Here is a 16,927-nt window from a genome sequence, read left to right on the forward strand (position 1 = left end):
GCGGCGTTTCGCTCGTGGGACGTCCGGGCGGTAGGTCTAGGCTCGGCCCGTGGAGAAGCCGGAACAGCACGCCGAGGGAGCGGGACCGTTCACCACCCGCCTCACCTGGCGTGTTCCCGGCGGCGGCACGGCTGTGTGGGAGTCACGACTCGCCCGTCGACGCGGACGGATCGCCGTGCGCCCGCCCGGTGCGACGACCAGCCGCAGCACCAGCGCCGACGACGTCGCCCTCAGCCGCCTGCGCAGGCTCAATGCCATTGCGGCGACCGCCTTCGTCATCGGCGGAGCCCTCTTCGCGGGCGGCGCCGGAGTCGCGCAGTTCGGCTCGGGTGATGCCACGACCTGCGCGTCGATCTACTTTGCCGGAGGCCTGTTCTTCAACACTGGTGGTTATGTCTCGCTGCTCCAGGACATCAACTCGCCTCGTCACCTACCGGGAGGCGAGGGACGGTTGGTCACCCTCGGCTGGCGCTGGTGGAGTTACGAGCCGACGCGGGTGGACTGGCTGAGTACGTTCCTGCTCTTTGCCGGCACGCTGGTGTTCGGTGTGAACCTGCTGGATTCCTTCGTTCAGGGGCTCAGCGTCCAGCAGGTCAACCGGCTGATCTGGGGACCCGACGTGGTCGGCTGCCTGCTCTTCCTGATCTCCGGCCACCTCGCACTCGTCGAGATCTGTCACGGCCGGCCCGGTGTGCGCCTGCGCAGCCTGGGCTGGTGGATCGTCGCAGTGAACCAGCTCGGCTCCACCCTCTTCATGGTCTCGGCGCTCGCCGCCTACACCCGTCCCTCGACCGGCAGCCTGATCAACGTCGACATCGCCAACTGGGGCACCCTCACCGGCGCTCTCTGCTTCTCGCTCGGCGGCTTCCTGCAATTTGTCGAACGCCCCTGAACACCGATGAACGTCCCCGATCCTCGGCCGAAGTGATCGGCGTCGGCCGCCACGCCCGGGTTCAACAGGTCCACTGGTAGTCGCTGACGTGTCCTTCGGTGATGGTGGCGGTGCCGTGCGGTGTGTCGTCCTGGCTCCAGACGGTGTAGCGGCCGACGGGGAGGGGGGTGATGACCGCTGCGTACAGGGTCCGGTCGGGGAGGTGGCGTGGGCGGACGGCCGCGTGTGTCCGCTGTTCCGGCAGGTCCGTCGGGCTGACGTGGATCTCGAGTTCGTCCTCCGCGCTGGTGGTGTGGATGACCAACGCTCCGGTCCCGGTGCCGATGTCGAGGACGACGCTGCCCTGACGGGAGGGGGCCGGCAGCGGCGGGTGCGTGTGCCCCTGCCCGTGCTGGTGCTGGTGCTGGTCGAGGGCGGGCTGGTCGTGGATCTCTGTGCGGGTCATGACCGGTTCCTTGGAAGCGAGTTGGGCTCCGGTGCCCGTCGACTGGGAGGTTCCTTCCGCGCGGGGCACCGGAGCGATCAAGCGATCAAGCAGGAAGAGAGGCCGTGGGCGATGGCGCGGGGCTCAGGAGGCGGGGTGGTGGTAGCCGTCGTACGGGACGCCGAGGTACGGGAACCGGCTCAGGTAGGGGTTCTCGGGTGAGCTGCTGTCGAGGCCGTCGGTGATCTCGCCGGCTGCGGCGTCCGGGGTGAAGGACTTGTCGACGAGCGCGTAGGTCAGGCCCGCGATGGCGCGTAGTTCGACGGTCACGACGTCGTCGAAGACCCGGCGCCCGTTCGGGAATCCGGCCGGGTCGCCGCCGATCAGGCCGAGGATGTTCGGCTTTGCCGCAGGCGGGATGGCGACGTTGAGGCGCAGCATGTCGGCCTCGGTGGGGCCGGTGAAGTTCTCGAAGCCGGGGACGACGCCCTTCGGGATGCCGGTGAGCAGGATCGCGAGCAGGTCGGCGCGGGGCTTGCCGGACTTGTCGAGCGCTTCCAGGTTCGCGAAGACGCCCGGGTAGAGCACCGGCAGCAGTCCGGCGAGTTCGGGCTTGGCGACGTAGGAGGCGAACCTCTTGTCGTCCGCCGGGGGCAGGGCGTTCCACTCGTCCTTGCGGGCCATCGGGACGAGGACCTCGTTGAACAGCGGGTTGCCCAGCCGGGAGACCTGGACGAACGGACCGGACTCGGAGTCCTTGCCGCGGCCCTGCTCGATGATGCGGGAGGCGCGGCGGCTCGCGGTCGTCCACACGCCGATGACGGCGTGCGGGCTGTCGACGTCCTTGCCGTTCCAGCAACCCTGGGTCAGTTCGTCGACGGGAACCTGCAGGGCGATGCTGTGGACGTTGAGTTCCTTGGTGCTGTCGACGCCGGGGGCGTCCTGGAAGTGCATCGCCTTGGCGAAGACCTGCAGCGACTGGAAGGGGCGCAGGTCGGCGAGGTCGAAGATGGAGCCGAGGTCGACGTAGAACCCCTCCGCGCGCTGCCCGGCGAAGACCTTCCGACTGCCCAGGCGGTGCACGGCCTCGTTCGCGAGGGCCGGGTAGTCGGGGGTGGACAGCGGGCCGATGTTGCACGGCGGGCACATCAGGTCCTTGCCCAGCACCGTCTGACGTCCGCCGTGCTCGACGCGGGTGACGGTGTAGGTCTGGAAGCGGTTCCAGTTCGGCGAGTCCAGGGACGTGATCGGGCCGGTGTTGTAGAGGAACGTGTCCTGGTTCCGCAGGTGGGTGGTGAAGCGGAACTGGTACGTGATGTCCGGACGGGCGTCGCCGTCGTTGTCGATGTGGATCTCGTAGAGCACGTCGTCGCCGAACTCGTAGAAGTTCGGGCCGCCCGCCGGGTTCTGGAGCGGGATGTAGTTGGCGATCAGCGTGACGGTGCCAGGGGAGTCGGGGCTGACGAACGCGTACAGGTCGGTGCTGTCGGCGACCGGGTCCTTGGCGATCTCGGGGGCTTCACGGTGGGAGGACATGGAGAACCTCGCAGATGGGTGATGGGTGCCGGAGGACAGGTGGGGTCCGGCCGGGGGAGTCCCCGGCCGGGGCACCCCAGGGACGATCTGGGGTCAGCGCGCGGCGCGCAGCAGTTCGGCGACGAGCTTCGGGTCGCGGACCCGGTGATGCCGCTCGCCGTGGAAGATGTCCAGTTCACCGCTGCGGGCGTCGACCACGCGGACCACGAAGGGCTCGGCAGCGGTGTGCCGGGGAGCGTCGTGCGACAACGCCGTGTCCGGTCGCGGTGCCGCGGCAGCGGCGTCGGTGGCACCGGCGTTCAGGGCGAATCCCGCCGCCACGGTCACGGCGCCTGCGGCGGTGGCGTTCTGGATCAGGCGGCGACGTGACAGGGGTGACGGATCGCCAGGCCGTTCGGTGTCGAGGGTTTCGGACATGCGCAGTCCTCCGCTGGGACGTGGGTGCGAGGAGCCGCGATCGCCGGGTTCCGCGCCGATGGCCGACGCAGGCGGCAACCGGCCCCACGGGGCAGGTCGGGTGGCGGCGAGGAGCAAAGATCCGGACGGGGGCGGCGCTGGTCGCTCGCAGTCAAGCCCCGACATGACGGACAGTCAAGAACCGTATACGCACCGTAGACCCCGCCCCGACCGGCGGCGCCGCGTGGAATGCCAGCTCACGGCCATCCCGGCAGCTCCGATCGGGTGAACCTGTCCAGGCGCTGACGGGTCGCACCGGCGGCCCTGCTGACCAGCGCGGAATCATCGTGGTGACGGACGATCCGCTCACGCCCTCCGCCGTGGCCGGACACTTCACCGTGCCCCGGAGCGTCGGAGGCGCCTTGGCAGCCTCAGCCCTTGGTCCGCGCCGGCGCCCGAGTCGAGAATGGTGTCCTGGTCGAACGAGAGGTGGCAGCACTGTGGGACGCCCGACACTGGTTGCCGTCAGCGGCCCTCCCGGGGCCGGCAAGACGACGTTGGCGCACGCCCTGTCCGACGCGCTCGGCTGGCCTGCGGTCTGCCGCGACGAGATCAAGGAGAACCTGGCCGCCGCTGGTGCCGAGCCCGCCGACCAGGTGGACCTGAAGACGCTGGAGACGTTTTTTCGGACCCTGGCTGAGCTCCTGAAGTCGGGCAGGAGCCTGGTGGCGGAGGCTGCGTTCCAGGACCGTCTGTGGCGCCCGGGGTTGGAGCCGCTGGCGGACCTGGCAAGCATCCGGATCGTGCGCTGCGTTGTCGATCCGGAATTCGCCCGCGTGCGCGTCGCCCGCAGATCTGTCGAGGTGCCCTCGCGTGCGGTGCACGGAGACGCTGACCTCCTGCGCCGAATTGCGGAAGGGGAACGGCCGATCGAGTCGTGGGTCCCGATTGCCCTCGACGTTCCCTGCCTGGTGGTGGACACCACACAGGGCTGGAAGCCGTCCCTGGACCGGATCGTCGCATTCGCCACCCTCAACCTCCCCCCGGGGCGGGGCTTGCTCGCGTCCGGGTGACGGCCGCGTGTCCGCTCGGACCGCCGGCCGCATGCGGCGTGAGACTGGTGTCGGGTCCCGACAGCTGCAGGCTCCGCGACGGACCGCTGTCGGGTCCTGCCATGGTCGCCTCTGCGCGGGGCCCGACACAGGGACGGCTAGCGTGCCTTCAACGCACGCCTGGCGAGGGCCTTGTGCAGGGCCTCATCCACCTGCCCGGCGAAGACGAGCTCGACGCCCTGGCGCCGCCGCTGCCCGATCTTCGTCGCCTCCGCCTGGTTGCCGGCCGGGGCGACGAGCACCGTGGCGTAGCTGTGCTTGGCCGCGTCCAGGGCCTCGCCGAAGCCCTCGATCGGCACCAACTCGCCGGTGGCCGTGACCGCGCCGGTCACGGCCACCTCGGGACGCACCAGGTGGCCGCCGAGGTAGGAGACCAGGGCCGCGACCACTGCCGCGCCGGCGGCATGCCCGTCGGCGACGGTCGCGCCGACCGGGACGTTGCCGTAGGCCTGGACCACCTGCACGTCGTTCTTGGTGAACCAGGACGCATCCAGCTCCGGCAGGAGCCGGGCGGTGTTGGCCCGGACGTAGGCGAAGGCCGCCTGCGCGGGCTCCTCCAGCAGTGCCGACCACTTCCGTGGGACCGTGAGCCGCCCCTTGCCCGTGGCCGCAGTGACCTCCACCGGCACGAGCTCCCCGGAGAGCGGGGTCCAGGCCAGCCCCAGCCGACTGTCGTGACGATGCATCAGCAGGTCGGAGTGGGCGGCGAGGTGTATCTTGTTCTCGACGTCGGCCTCGTAGTCGACCACGACACGGGAGTGGTCCTCCGGGTCGTACCAGACCGGTACGTGGCTGCCCTGCCACTTGAGGGTGTGCACCCGGGACTTCACGGTCGCCTCGAAGGGCGGCTGCGAGCGGTCGACCGGCTGTACGAGGAGCTTCATCCAGCAGTCGAACCAGGTGGTGGTGAGGTCCTCGTCCGACGACCACGCGGAGCGCATGTTGCCGCCCTCCCCGATGGTCCGCATGGAGAGGATCTCGGCGTTCCCCTCGCGTCCGTGCTCACGCAGGTCCTTGAGCAGATGCTTGTGCTTGAAGAACATGGCAACCCCCTGGTGGTGACGCTGATGCCCCTCGTGCCAGAACTCTCGGCGACCCATGCTGCGGGCGGGCGCGCAGATTGTGCCACGTTCCCGACCGCTCGCGCAGCGTGCACCCGGTCATGCCGATGGGACCGACCGCGCCGTGCGCGGGCAACTGGCCCGGGCCCGCGCACTCGCCCGGCCGGCGGCGAGGGACGACGATGGAAGGGTCGGAGAGGAGTGAACATCCATGGCCACCTTCATCAGCCTTGTGAGCTGGACCGACCAGGGCGTCCGGGGCTACCGGGACACGACCGAGCGGGCCGCGGCCTTCGGCGCGGCGCTGGAGCGGCTGGGCGGGAATCTGATCTCGATCTACTGGACTGTCGGACCCTACGACCTTGTGATCACCGTCGAGGCGCCGGACGACGAGACGGCCACCGCCGCCCTGCTGCAGATCAGCGCCGTCGGCAACGTCCGGACGGTGAGCATGCGGGCCTTCAGCGCGGAGGAAATGGACGCGATCGTCACCAAGGCAGCGGGGTGAGGCGCGTCGCCTCCTTCGTGAACCCGATCCCTCTTGAATCCGAGACGCGACCGGCTAGGCCCTGTCGTCAAACTCGCGTCGGATCAGCCCGGGTTGTCTGGTGCGGACAGCTGCAAGGCGGAGGGTCGCCCTCGTACTGGGCCGTACTTGGGCGATCCGACAACGCGGCAGAAGGGCGTGCCAGGCAAGCCGGGCCCGGCGGGAGTTTGACGACAGGGCCTACGCGGACTCGCGGACCACGAGCTCGGTGGAGAGGATGATCTGTCGGTGGCTGCGGCTCGGGGCGGCGATCTGCTCCAGCAGGAGCCGGGCCATGGCCCGTCCCATCTCCTCGCTCGGCTGACGCACCGTGGTCATGGGGGGTTCGGTATGCCGGGCGATGGGGGAGTCGTCGAAGCCGACCAGTGCGACGTCGGCCGGAATCCGGCGGCCCGCCCGGCGCAGGGTGCGCATCGCGCCCGCGGCCATCAGATCCGAGGCGCAGAAGACCGCGTCGAGGGCGGGTTCGCGTGCGAGCAGTTCGGCCATGGCCTGTTCGCCGGAGCTCTCGGTGAAGTCACCGTGGGCGATCAGTCCCGGGTCGACGGCGAGCTCGGCCTCGCGGAGTGCCCGACGGTAGCCCTCCAGACGGACGCCGGAGGCTTCCATGTCGAGCGGGCCGGTGATCGTCGCCACCCGCCGACGCCCGAGGTCCAGGAGATGGCGTACGGCGGCCCAGGCGCCGCGAAGGTTGTCCGAGTCCACGTAGCTGAGCGGTTCCAGGTCGGAGCGGCGTCCGCCGAGGACCGTGGGCAGGCCCGACTGTTCCAGCAGCTCGACCACGGGGTCGTCCGTGTGGACGGAGACCAGCAGCACGCCGTCGACGCGGCGTCCGTCGAGGAAGCCGGCCAGGCGGCGGCGCTCGCGCTCGGTGCTGACCAGGATCAGCAGCAACTGCAGGTCGGTGTCCGAGATCTCGCTGGCCACGCCGCGGATGATCGACGCGAAGAAGGGCTCGGAGGCGAGCCGCGTCTCGGTCTCGGGAACGATGAGGGCGATGGCGTCGGTCCGGCTCGTGACCAGGGAGCGGGCGGCCAGGTTCGGGACGTAGCCGAGTTCGGCGATCGCCTGCTCGACGGCCTTGCGCGCCCGCGGGCTGACCCCTGCCGACCCGTTGACGACGCGTGAGACCGTGCCACGACCGACACCGGCCCGTGCCGCGACGGCCTCGAGTGTGGGGCGTCCGTCGCCGCGCTCGGCCGACCTGGTGCTCATTCCGTTCCCTTCGTCCCCGGGCTCATGACGCGCTCGCTCTTCCTGCGCCGGGGTGTGCACAGGGACGGCCGCTGCTCGCGGGGTCACCACCCTAGCGCGATCTGATTGGGATCGCTCCCAGATGTATCGGACAGGTTTCTGCGCGGGTCTTGACAGTGGCGCACGAGAAGATTCAGGCTTCCGGCACCGAGCGATATGGGAGCGCTCCCATCTGATGGTCTCCACTCCTCGGTCCCACGGCAGTCCGTTCCGGTTCCGCCTCCGTCGTCCGTCCAGGGAGTCAGCTGCGATGAGTTCCACCGGTGCCATGCCATCCCTCCGCCCGCCCGCTCCACCGTCGGCGACCCGCGCCTCTCCCGCTGACGACGGGCTGCTGCACTTCCCGCCCGGATTCCTCTGGGGTGCGGCCACCTCGGCCTACCAGATCGAGGGCGCCGCCTCCGAGGACGGCCGCACCTCCTCGATCTGGGACACCTTCTGCGCCACGCCGGGCAAGGTGCACCACGGCGACACGGGGGAGGTCGCAGTGGACCACTACCGCCGCTTCCGCGAGGACGTGGCCCTGATGCGCGAGCTCGGGCTCACGGCGTACCGGTTCTCGATCGCGTGGCCCCGGGTACAGCCGACCGGGCACGGGCCTGCGGTCGAGCGCGGGCTCGACTTCTACCGCCAGCTGGTGGACAACCTGCTGGAGGCGGGGATCACCCCCGTGGCCACGCTCTACCACTGGGACCTGCCACAGGAGTTGGAGGATGCGGGCGGTTGGCCGGTCCGGGCGACCGCCGAGCGGTTCGGTGAGTACGCGGCCCTGGCCGCCGGTGCGCTGGGCGACCGGGTGAAGAACTGGACGACGTTGAACGAGCCTTGGTGCTCGGCCTTCCTCGGGTACGGGTCCGGCGTCCACGCGCCCGGCCGGACGGATCCGGCCGCGGCGCTGCGTGCGGCGCACCATCTGAACCTCGGCCACGGCCTGGCCGCCGCCGCGGTGCGCGCGGCAGTGCCGGACGCTTCGCTGTCGGTCAGCCTCAACCTGCACCAGATCCGACCGCTCACCGACAGCGCGGCGGACGTGGAGGCGGCCCGGCGCATCGACGCGGTGGGCAACCGGGTCTTCCTCGGCCCCATGCTCCACGGCCGGTACGACGACGACCTCTTGCGCGACACGGCCCACCTGGTCGACTGGGAGCGGCTTGTCCGACCCGGCGACACCGCGACGGCCCACGCCCCGATCGGCGCGCTCGGGATCAACTACTACACCCCCGCCTGGGTTTCCGCAGATGGCCGCCCGGGCACCAGCGCGGTGCACGGGACCGGCGAGGGCTCGCCCTGGCCGGGCTCCGAGTCCGTGGCCTTCCACCAGCCGACGGGACCGGTCAGCAGTATGGGGTGGGCGATCGACGCCACCGGGCTCTTCGACCTGCTCTCCCGGGTGCGCGAGGAACGGCCCGACCTCCCGATTCTGATCACCGAGAACGGCATGGCCTGCGAGGACTATCCGAACCCCGACGGCGAGGTGCGCGATCCGGAGCGGGTCGCCTACCTGCGGGAACACCTCGCCGCCGTCCACCGGGCGGTGGCGGCCGGAATCGACGTCCGCGGCTACTTCGCCTGGTCCCTGCTGGACAACTTCGAATGGGCTTACGGCTACTCGAAGCGGTTCGGCATGGTCTACGTCGACTACGCCACACAGCGTCGTACGCCCAAGTCGAGCGCCTACTGGTACGGCGAGGCGGCACGGAAGGGGGCGATACCCGTGCCGGTGAACTGACGCGGAATTCACAGCGCTTGGACTCTTGTGAGGAGCCGAAGGCGGTCCTACGTCCCGCCTGGCAGGGCGACTACTCGGCCGCCCGCGGCGTCGAGATCGTCCGCGGGCTGATCGCCCGGGACGAGGAACTGCCACGTGCCATCGCCTGCGCCAACGACCAGACCGCGCTCGGTGTGATCCACGCCCTGGCCGAGCACGGGCTCGACGTCCCCGGCGACGTCGCCGTCACCGGCTTCAACGACCTGCCCTTCGCCCGCCACCTGCGTCCCCAGCTCACCACCGTGCGGCAGCCGATCCAGGAGATCGGCGCGCGAGCCTTCGAGGTCCTGCACTCCATGATCACTACATCTCAGCCGGCCACGGCCCCCACCCGCGCCGACGTCGTCCTGCCCACCCGCGTGATCCGCCGCGAGAGCTGCGGCTGTCCGCCCGACCCCGCGACGCCTGCCCGGCGTCGGCTCGTCTGACGGGAGACCAGCATGCGAGCTCTCCTGAGAAGGCTCTGGTTCTACCTGATAGCCGCCGTCGCGGCGATCACCCTGAACTTCTTCATCCCCCGGATGGTGCCGGGCAGCGCCTTGCAGAACTTCCTTGCCAAGATGAACACCGCCTCGCTGACCCAGGCTCAGCTCCAGGCCCTGGAGGCCCAGTACGGCGGGGGACACCAGAGCCTGGTCGGGCAGTACCTAACGTATCTGGGCAACCTGGCCCACGGCGACCTGGGTGTCTCCAGCTCGCTGTCCACACCGGTTTCCACGGTGCTGGCCAACGACCTGCCCTGGACGATCGGCCTGGTCGGCTCGGCCACCGTGATCGCCTTTCTGGTCGGCACGTTGATCGGCGTCCTGGCGGGCTGGCGGCGCAGCGGGCTGCTGGACTCGCTGTTGCCGGCGGCCACCTTCTTCCAGGCGGTCCCGTACTTCATCCTCGCCTCGCTGCTGATGCTGAGTTTCGGCTTCTACTGGGGGGTCCTCCCGACCGGCGGAGCCTACGACACCGGCCGCTACGCGACGGTGACACCGGGGTGGAACCTGCCCTTCATCGGCAACGTGATCGAACACGGCGCCCTGCCCGCCGCCACCGTGGCGTTGGCCTCCATCGCCGGGTGGATCATCGGGATGCGCAACATGATGATCACGACCATGGACGAGGACTACGTCCTGGTCGCCGCCGCCAAGGGCCTGCCCCAGTGGCGCGTGGTCGCGGTGGCGGCCCGGAACGCACTGCTGCCCAGCATCTCCAACTTCGCGCTGTCCATCAGCCTGGTGGTCACCGGCTCCATCGTCACCGAGATCGTCTTCAACTACGCCGGCGTCGGGCGCGAGATCTTCAACGCCGCCCAGGCCGCCGACTACCCCGTGATGCAGGGAATCCTGCTGGTCGTCACCTTCACCGTGCTCGGTGCGAACCTGCTCGCGGACATCGTCTACGTCGCGCTCGACCCCCGCGCGAGAAGGGCGGCCTGAGCCGTGTCCCCGACACTCCGACCGCGACGAGGTCGCCCGCGCTCCGCCTCCGGCGGCAGCCGCTCCCGCTGGCTGCGCTCGCCCAAGGTGACGATCGGTTCGCTGATGCTGGTCATCTTTGTGCTGCTCGCGGTCTTCGGGCCGATGGTGGCCCCGCACGCGCCCGACTGGCAGGCGTCCACGCTGGACAACGTCCCGCATCCGCCGTCGGCACAGTTCTGGCTCGGCACCGACGTCCAGCAGCACGACCTGTTCTCACAGCTCCTGGCCGGCGGCCGGGACACGCTGCTGATCGCCTTCGTGGCCGGGATCGTCGCCACCGTGCTGTCCGTGCTCGTCGGGGTCAGCGCCGGCTACCTCGGCGGCAAGGCGGACGAGGTGCTGTCGATCCTGACCAACATCTTCCTGGCCCTGCCCGGTCTGCTGATCCTCATGGTCGTCATGAAGATGATGCCGGACAGCGACACCGGCAACCCGCTGCTGATCGGCGCGGTCATCGCGCTGAGCGCCTGGGCCTGGGGAGCCCGGGTACTGCGGGCGCAGACGCTGGCCCTGCGCAGCCAGGACTACGTCGAGTCGGCCCGGGTCATCGGCGAGGGCCGGAGCAGGATCATCCTCTTCGAGATCCTCCCCAACCTGCTGCCGATCCTGGCCTCGTCCTTCATCTTCACCGTGATCTACGGCGTCGGTGCCTACGCCTCCCTCGCCTGGCTCGGTCTGATCAACCCGACCAACGCCTCGTGGGGCACCATGCTCAACACCGCCCAGCAGTTCAGCGCCACCACCAGCGGCACCTGGTGGTGGTACGGGCCACCGGCCCTCTGCATCGCCTTCGTCGGCATCGCCCTGGCACTGCTCAACTTCGGCATCGACGAGATCGTCAACCCGCGTATGCGCAGCACCCGGCGGGGCCTGCGCAACCGGGGACCGCGCTTCCAGCTCGGCCTGACCCCCGTCGTCCGCGCCGAGGAAGGAAGCCGACCGTGACGCAGCCCCAGACCGTCAGCCCGCCCCGGGCGGAGACCGGGCGCGAGGCCGTCCTCGAGGTCCGCGGTCTCGACGTGGACTACGGCTACGGTCCCGACGCGGTCCGCGCCGTCAGCGGAGTCGACCTCTTGTTGCACCGCGGCGAGGTGCTCGGCCTGGCCGGAGAGAGCGGATCGGGCAAGTCGACGCTCGCCTATGCGCTCACCCGGCTGCTGCGCGCACCCGGCGTGATCACCGGCGGCGAGGTGCTGTTCCACTCCCGGCCGCAGGGCGCCGACGCCGGTCCCGCGGAGACCGTCGACATCCTGGCCGCCGACGTCAAGGAGCTGGGCCGGATCCGCTGGTCGGAGCTGGCCGTCGTGTTCCAGAGCGCCATGCACGCGCTGAACCCGGTAGCCCGGATCGACGCCCAGCTGACCGACGTGCTCAAGGCGCACCGGCGGCAGATGAGCGCCACCCAGCGGCGCGAGCGCGCGGTGGAGCTGCTGCGGATGGTCGGCATCAGTGCCGACCGGCTGCGCAGCTACCCGCACGAGCTCTCCGGCGGCATGCGGCAGCGCGTGATGATCGCGATGTCGCTGGCGCTGGAGCCGCAGGTCGTCATCATGGACGAACCCACCACCGCGCTCGACGTGGTGACGCAGCGCGAGATTCTCGAAGAGCTGATGCGGCTGCGCGAACGCCTCGGCTTCGCGGTCGTCTTCATCACGCACGACCTGTCACTCCTGCTGGAGTTGGCCGACTCGATCGCCGTGATGTACGCCGGGCGGATCGTGGAGCGCGCCAGCGCGGCCGAGCTGTTCCGCGCCCCGCGCCACCCGTACAGCCTCGGCCTCAAGGGCTCCTTCCCGAGCCTGCACGGCGAGCGGGTCCGGATGGAGGGCATTCCCGGCTCCCCGCCGAGCCTGCGCTCGATGCCGGGCGGCTGCGCCTTCCACCCGCGCTGTCCCTTCGCGAAGGACCGCTGTGCCGAGGACCTCCCGCCGCTGGTCACCCCGGCAGTCGACCTGACGACCAGTCAGCAGCGCGTGGACGCCACGCTGTCGACCAGCCGGGTCAGCGCCTGCTGGCAACAGGACGGGCAGCAGCCCGCCCCGGAGGCCCTTTCCCTCCCCTCACCGACCCTGATCCCCTGGCCCGTCCGGGCGTCCGCCGCGCCGACCGTCGAGGCTGCGTCCGTGGTCGGCGGGATGGACGACACGACCGCAAGCACCTCATCCCTCGGGAGCTCCTCATGACCGACACCGTGAGCGCAGGGAGCACCGGAAGCGCCGTCCGTCCCGGTCCGGTGGTCCACGGGCCGGAGCGCCCGGGGGCTCCGGCTCTGGAGGCTCGCAACCTGACCAAGCACTTCACGGTCCACGGCGGCCTCGGCCGCGGTGCCGGGATCGTGCACGCCGTCGAGGACATCTCCCTCGCCCTGCCACGCGGCACAGTCACCGCGGTGGTCGGTGAGAGCGGCTCCGGCAAGTCCACCCTGGCCCGGCTGCTGACCCAGCTGATCACCCCGACCTCGGGCGAGCTGCTGCTGGACGGTGAGCGGGTGCGCGGCGACGCCCGGTCCCGCCGCGCCTACGCCAGCCGGGTGCACCTGGTGCTGCAGGACCCGTTCTCCTCGCTCAACTCCGTGCACACCGTCCGCTACCACCTGGAGCGACCGCTCAAGCTCCACGCCGGGCGCCGCCTCGGCCGCGAGGCGCTGGAGCGGCAGGTGCTCGAACTTCTGGAGCGCGTCTCGCTCACTCCCGCCGAGAACTACGTGGACAAGTACCCGCACGAGCTCTCCGGCGGGCAGCGCCAACGCGTCGCCATCGCACGCGGCCTGGCTGTCGGGCCGGAGGTGCTGCTGGCGGACGAGCCGGTCTCCATGCTCGACGTGTCGATCCGGCTGGGCGTGCTGAACCTGCTCCACGAGCTGCGTGAGCGGGAGCAGTTGGCGATCCTCTACGTGACCCATGACATCGCCTCGGCCCGCTACCTCGCCGACTCGATCGTGGTGATGTACGCGGGGCAGATCGTCGAGTCGGGCGACGCGGTGCGGGTCACCGACGCACCGGCCCACCCGTACACCCAGCTGCTGCTCAGTGCCGCCCCTGACCCGGAGCGGGCCGAACCCCCGGTCCTGCGCGGGCGGGGCGCGCCGCCCAGTCTGGTCTCCCCGCCCAGCGGCTGCCGCTTCCACCCGCGTTGCCCCTTCGCGATGCCGCTCTGCTCGCAGCAGGCACCGCCGACCCTGGAGGTGCCAAGTGCGGGCGACGGTCGGCAGGTTGCCGCCTGCTGGCTGCTCGGCCCCGAGCACGCGACGAGCCCGGACGTCGAGCCGGACGTCGATCCGGCCGCCGAGCCGGTCCGGTCGGCAGGAGACGCAGACAGCACCGACGTCCGCTGAGGGGGACACCACGGGCCCGGTCTGAGCCGGGCCGCCACAGCCGCGCGGCCTCTGCCGCAGGACGGACGCGGAGCCCCGGGCGAGGGCCAACTCGCCCGAGGCGTCATCCGCCTCCGACAGCTGTGACCCGTCCGGCTCGCACCGGTCGGGTCACCGCACTGCACCACTGCTCACGGACCTGGACCTGGTCGCTCACCACAGCCGGCGCCCGCCGGTCGGACACAAGGAGCGTACGACAATGAGACGCAGCACCACCATCAAGGGACTGGCCGTCATGGCCGCACTCGGCATGGGCCTGACGGCCTGCAGCGGCAGTTCCTCCCCCAAGGCCGGCGGCTCGGGCGGGAGCGGCAACGTCGCGGCGGAGACCCTCTATCTGGAGGACAACACCGGCGCCACCGCCTTCACCGAGGACTTCAACCCCTTCGACGGCAACTCCCTCGGCCGCACCCAGAACACCGACTCGCTGATCTACGAGCCGCTGCTGCAGTACGACACCCTCAACCCGAGCCAGGCGCCCACCCCTTGGCTCGCGAACAGCATCACCTGGTCGACCGACGGCAGGACCGCGACCATCCACCTGCGCCCCGGCGTCAAGTGGTCCAACGGATCCGCCTTCACCTCCGCCGACGTCGCCTTCACCTACCAGCTGGTGACCGCCAACGCCGCAGCCAACACGCAGGGCGTGCCGAAGGCCTCCTCGATCACCACCCCGGACGCGAACACAGTGGTCCTCAGCTTCGCCACGCCGGAGCTGGCCGGCGCCCAGGCCATCGGCAACCAGCTGATCGTGTCCAAGGCACAGTGGTCCTCCGTCTCCGACCCGGCGACCGCGGTCATCCCGTCCGCGCAGGCGATCGGTACCGGGCCCTACCTCGTCGACGCCTTCACCGCACAGAAGGTCAGCTACAAGGCCAACCCCGGCTACTGGGGCGGCAAGGCCAAGGTCCCCGAGGTGGCCGTGGCCAACTACGCCAGTAACGACGCTGCCACCACCGCACTCGCCCAGGGACAGCTCGACCTGGCCGGCAACGACATCAACAACGTGCTGACCTCGTTCGTCGCCAAGGACCCGCAGACCAACCACCTGTTCCAGTCCTCCGCGCCGTACTTCCCGGCCGGGAACACGGTCGCGCTGCTGATGAACACCCAGAGCCCGACCGCGCCCGCACTCGCGGACGTGGCGGTGCGCAAGGCCATCAGCGCGGCCATCGACCGGGCCTCCATGGCCAGCCAGTGCGAGACCGACTACGAACTGCCCGCCTCCTCGTCCGGTGGCCTGACCCTGCCGCTGGACCAGTCCTCGCTCGACCCGGCCACCGCCAACGACCTGAAGTCCTCCTCCGACCCGGCCACCGTCCAGTCCCTGCTGACCGCCGACGGCTACGCCAAGGCCGGAGGGAAGTGGACCAAGAACGGGAAGACCATCTCGTTCACGATCATCGACCCCAACTCGTTCACCGACTACTGGTGCGACGCCAAGTCCATGCAGCAGACCCTGAACGGGCTGGGCTTCGACGTGCAGATCAACGGTGACATGGACTACAACGGCTGGAACACCGCGATCACCACGGGCAAGTACGACGTGGCGCTGCACTGGGGCCAGGGCACCACGGCCTTCCAGCGGCTCCAGTTCATGATCGACTCCACCATGTCCGCGCCCATCGGTCAGCCGTCGGCGGGCGACTTCAGCCACTACCGGAGCAGCGCAGCAGACGCAGCGGTCCAGGCGTACGAGAACGCCACCACCCCGGCGGCACAGCAGGCCGCGCTGAACAGCCTGCAGCAGCAGCTCTCGACGGACGTGCCGGCGATTCCGGTCCTCTACGGCGCGTCCTGGTACGAGTTCAGCACGGCGAACTTCACCGGCTGGCCCACCCAGGCCGACGCCTACGTCAACCCGTCCCCGCAGGACCAGGCTTACGAGTACATGATCCTGCACCTCACGCCCGTCAAGTGACGCGGCGGAACGGATGATCATCCCTCAGCCGACCCGGGAGTACCTTTCCGGGCCGGCTGAGGCGAGCCCGGAGGACTCGCGTTGCGAGGGCAGGAGTTGTCGCGGTACGAGGCGTTGACGGCGGAGCCGGGCGACCGCCGTACCCTCTTCCTGTGTCAGCCTCCCGCCTTCATCGCGTCGCCGTCCTCGTGCTCGAGGGGGCGAAGCCGCTCGATGTCGGAATTCCCGCGCAGGTCTTCACGACCCGCGCGAGCATGCCGTACGAGGTGCGGGTCTGCGGGGCGATGCCCGGCCTCGTGACCGGGGGCGACGGCCTCGCGTACTACGTCGCCCACGGGCTCGACGCGCTTGCGTGGGCCGACGTCGTCTTCGTCCCCGGCTACCGGTTCCCGGACCGCGACGACCCGCCGCGGGCCGTCGTCGACGCCCTGCTGGCCGCCCACGACCGGGGCGCGCGGCTGGCCGCCATCTCGACGGGGGCGTTCGCGCTCGCGGCCACGGGCCTGCTCGACGGCAGGCGCGCCACGACGCACTGGCACTACACGCGGGCCCTCGCGGCCAGGCATCCGCTCGTCCGGGTCGACGAGAACGTGCTGTTCGTCGACGAGGGCAGCGTGCTCACCTCGGCCGGCGCCGCCTCCGGCATCGACCTGTGCCTGCACATCCTGCGCGGCGACCTCGGAGTGGCGGCGTCCAACCACGCGGCCCGGCGTCTGGTCGCGGCGCCCTACCGGAGCGGCGGCCAGGCCCAGTACGTGCCGCGCAGCGTCCCCGAGCCGCTCGGCGAGCGGTTCGCCGTGACCCGGGAGTGGGCGCTGCACCGGCTCGGCGAGCCCCTCACCCTCGACATACTGGCGCGGCAGGCGGGGGTCTCGCCGCGCACGTTCTCCCGGCGCTTCGTCGAGGAGACCGGCTACACGCCGATGCAGTGGGTGATGCGCGCCCGCATCGACCTGGCCCGCGCACTGCTCGAGCGCTCGGAGCGCAGCGTCGAACAGATCGCCGCCGACGTCGGGCTCGGCACCGGCGCGAATCTGCGCCTGCACTTCCAGCGCATCCTCGGCACCACGCCGAGCGAGTACCGGCGCACCTTCACCCGGGGCGAGTGACCCGCCTGCCCGGACACCGCGCTGCGGTCGGGTGGGCGGAATCCGGGTTGGCGGGATCCTTGGCG

Annotated in this window: 15 protein-coding genes and 1 pseudogene; 11 read left to right on the forward strand and 5 right to left on the reverse strand. The window is 70.5% G+C overall.

Translation table 11 applies throughout. The annotated features are described in order from the left end of the window. The first annotated feature begins 49 nt into the window (after positions 1-49). Complete coding sequence (locus ABH928_RS05925) at positions 50-892, forward strand: hypothetical protein (protein ID WP_370062756.1); 843 nt, start codon at positions 50-52, stop codon at positions 890-892. 61 nt (positions 893-953) lie between these two features. On the opposite strand, the gene ABH928_RS05930 is transcribed toward ABH928_RS05925, so the two are convergent. From ABH928_RS05930 to ABH928_RS05940, 3 genes are all read right to left on the reverse strand, one after another. Next, on the reverse strand, positions 954-1,337 hold the full coding sequence (locus ABH928_RS05930; RefSeq protein ID WP_370062758.1) for a hypothetical protein: 384 nt from the start codon (positions 1,335-1,337) through the stop codon (positions 954-956). Between the two features lie 123 nt (positions 1,338-1,460). Beyond that, positions 1,461-2,852 (reverse strand): DUF4331 domain-containing protein, encoded by a 1,392-nt coding sequence (locus ABH928_RS05935; protein ID WP_370062760.1) that lies wholly within the window; start codon positions 2,850-2,852, stop codon positions 1,461-1,463. Between the two features lie 93 nt (positions 2,853-2,945). After that, on the reverse strand, positions 2,946-3,269 hold the full coding sequence (locus tag ABH928_RS05940; protein WP_370062762.1) for a hypothetical protein: 324 nt from the start codon (positions 3,267-3,269) through the stop codon (positions 2,946-2,948). Between the two features lie 479 nt (positions 3,270-3,748). Between ABH928_RS05940 and ABH928_RS05945 the strand changes: the two genes are divergently transcribed. Beyond that, positions 3,749-4,321 (forward strand): AAA family ATPase, encoded by a 573-nt coding sequence (locus ABH928_RS05945; protein WP_370062764.1) that lies wholly within the window; start codon positions 3,749-3,751, stop codon positions 4,319-4,321. A gap of 137 nt (positions 4,322-4,458) precedes the next feature. On the opposite strand, the gene ABH928_RS05950 is transcribed toward ABH928_RS05945, so the two are convergent. Further along, positions 4,459-5,403 (reverse strand): S16 family serine protease, encoded by a 945-nt coding sequence (locus ABH928_RS05950; protein WP_370062766.1) that lies wholly within the window; start codon positions 5,401-5,403, stop codon positions 4,459-4,461. A gap of 229 nt (positions 5,404-5,632) precedes the next feature. On the opposite strand from ABH928_RS05950, the gene ABH928_RS05955 reads away from it, so the two are divergent. Next, positions 5,633-5,929 (forward strand): GYD domain-containing protein, encoded by a 297-nt coding sequence (locus ABH928_RS05955; RefSeq protein WP_370062768.1) that lies wholly within the window; start codon positions 5,633-5,635, stop codon positions 5,927-5,929. A 219-nt stretch (positions 5,930-6,148) separates the two neighbouring features. Here ABH928_RS05955 and ABH928_RS05960 read toward each other — a convergent pair whose 3' ends face one another. After that, on the reverse strand, positions 6,149-7,183 hold the full coding sequence (locus tag ABH928_RS05960; protein ID WP_370062770.1) for a LacI family DNA-binding transcriptional regulator: 1,035 nt from the start codon (positions 7,181-7,183) through the stop codon (positions 6,149-6,151). A 307-nt stretch (positions 7,184-7,490) separates the two neighbouring features. Between ABH928_RS05960 and ABH928_RS05965 the strand changes: the two genes are divergently transcribed. The 8 genes and pseudogenes from ABH928_RS05965 to ABH928_RS06000 all read left to right on the forward strand — a co-directional run bounded on the left by ABH928_RS05965 (position 7,491) and on the right by ABH928_RS06000 (position 16,862). After that, on the forward strand, positions 7,491-8,951 hold the full coding sequence (locus tag ABH928_RS05965; protein WP_370062995.1) for a GH1 family beta-glucosidase: 1,461 nt from the start codon (positions 7,491-7,493) through the stop codon (positions 8,949-8,951). A gap of 17 nt (positions 8,952-8,968) precedes the next feature. Next, positions 8,969-9,418, forward strand: coding sequence for a LacI family DNA-binding transcriptional regulator (locus ABH928_RS05970; protein WP_370062772.1), 450 nt, complete (start codon positions 8,969-8,971; stop codon positions 9,416-9,418). Positions 9,419-9,430: 12 nt separating this feature from the next. After that, on the forward strand, positions 9,431-10,417 hold the full coding sequence (locus ABH928_RS05975; protein ID WP_370062774.1) for an ABC transporter permease: 987 nt from the start codon (positions 9,431-9,433) through the stop codon (positions 10,415-10,417). A gap of 3 nt (positions 10,418-10,420) precedes the next feature. Then, entirely contained in the window at positions 10,421-11,404 is a 984-nt protein-coding gene (locus ABH928_RS05980; protein WP_370062776.1) for an ABC transporter permease, read from the forward strand. Then, positions 11,401-12,405, forward strand: a pseudogene (locus ABH928_RS05985) (ABC transporter ATP-binding protein); the annotation flags it as partial. The gene ABH928_RS05980 and the pseudogene ABH928_RS05985, both read left to right, overlap by 4 nt. Positions 12,406-12,638: 233 nt before the next feature. After that, entirely contained in the window at positions 12,639-13,793 is a 1,155-nt protein-coding gene (locus tag ABH928_RS05990) for an ABC transporter ATP-binding protein (protein WP_370062778.1), read from the forward strand. A gap of 238 nt (positions 13,794-14,031) precedes the next feature. Then, on the forward strand, positions 14,032-15,753 hold the full coding sequence (locus tag ABH928_RS05995; protein ID WP_370062780.1) for an ABC transporter substrate-binding protein: 1,722 nt from the start codon (positions 14,032-14,034) through the stop codon (positions 15,751-15,753). A 152-nt stretch (positions 15,754-15,905) separates the two neighbouring features. Further along, positions 15,906-16,862 carry a GlxA family transcriptional regulator gene (locus ABH928_RS06000; RefSeq protein WP_370062782.1) on the forward strand — a complete coding sequence of 319 codons (957 nt, stop codon included), beginning with the start codon at positions 15,906-15,908 and terminating at the stop codon, positions 16,860-16,862. Positions 16,863-16,927: the final 65 nt, after the last annotated feature.

It is taken from the genome of Streptacidiphilus sp. MAP5-3, assembly GCF_041262505.1.
Classification (GTDB): Bacteria; Actinomycetota; Actinomycetes; order Streptomycetales; family Streptomycetaceae; genus Streptacidiphilus.

What these genes read in the sequence shown, in the direction of transcription:
- ABH928_RS05930 (WP_370062758.1), bottom strand. Translation starts at nt 1,337, where the DNA reads ATGACCCGCACAGAGATCCACGACCAGCCCGCCCTCGACCAGCACCAG.
- ABH928_RS05935 (WP_370062760.1), bottom strand. Translation starts at nt 2,852, where the DNA reads ATGTCCTCCCACCGTGAAGCCCCCGAGATCGCCAAGGACCCGGTCGCC.
- ABH928_RS05940 (WP_370062762.1), bottom strand. Translation starts at nt 3,269, where the DNA reads ATGTCCGAAACCCTCGACACCGAACGGCCTGGCGATCCGTCACCCCTG.
- ABH928_RS05950 (WP_370062766.1), bottom strand. Translation starts at nt 5,403, where the DNA reads ATGTTCTTCAAGCACAAGCATCTGCTCAAGGACCTGCGTGAGCACGGA.
- ABH928_RS05955 (WP_370062768.1), top strand. Translation starts at nt 5,633, where the DNA reads ATGGCCACCTTCATCAGCCTTGTGAGCTGGACCGACCAGGGCGTCCGG.
- ABH928_RS05960 (WP_370062770.1), bottom strand. Translation starts at nt 7,183, where the DNA reads ATGAGCACCAGGTCGGCCGAGCGCGGCGACGGACGCCCCACACTCGAG.
- ABH928_RS05965 (WP_370062995.1), top strand. Translation starts at nt 7,491, where the DNA reads ATGCCATCCCTCCGCCCGCCCGCTCCACCGTCGGCGACCCGCGCCTCT.
- ABH928_RS05975 (WP_370062774.1), top strand. Translation starts at nt 9,431, where the DNA reads ATGCGAGCTCTCCTGAGAAGGCTCTGGTTCTACCTGATAGCCGCCGTC.
- ABH928_RS05990 (WP_370062778.1), top strand. Translation starts at nt 12,639, where the DNA reads ATGACCGACACCGTGAGCGCAGGGAGCACCGGAAGCGCCGTCCGTCCC.
- ABH928_RS05995 (WP_370062780.1), top strand. Translation starts at nt 14,032, where the DNA reads ATGAGACGCAGCACCACCATCAAGGGACTGGCCGTCATGGCCGCACTC.